This is a genomic window from Rahnella sp. PAMC25617, assembly GCF_050606005.1.
Classification (GTDB): domain Bacteria; phylum Pseudomonadota; class Gammaproteobacteria; order Enterobacterales; family Enterobacteriaceae; genus Rahnella; species Rahnella variigena.
The window spans coordinates 1-266 of record NZ_JBOCUM010000306.1 but is presented as its reverse complement, the minus strand read 5'-3'; the positions used below and the strand labels follow the sequence as shown (position 1 = coordinate 266).

At 61.3% G+C, this 266-nt stretch carries 1 protein-coding gene; it reads right to left on the bottom strand.

The features are described from left to right. The coding region (locus tag ACM615_RS24425) for a hypothetical protein (protein WP_431012715.1) at positions 1-207 on the bottom strand (207 nt) is incomplete at its 3' end. Positions 208-266 lie beyond the last annotated feature (59 nt).

Below are 266 nucleotides of genomic sequence, written 5' to 3'. Positions count from 1 at the left end.
TGGCAATAACGGCACGTGCGTCTGTTCATCGTTGCCAAATTGATCCTCGACTGAAGGCTTCAAACATTCCACCGGCACCAGTTCGACCCGGCCGTCGGCGCGGGTCAGCGCCTGGTAATCCGGCGAATAGCTCGCGGGGGCCAGGTGGGTCTTGCAACCCGCCAGCAGTGTCAGCGCCAGGCCGATCAGCAGCAGTACGCGATTCATGGTTGCTCCTTGTTCAATTCATGTAGAAGCCGAACATCCCGCCGTTGCGCGGCCCCGCC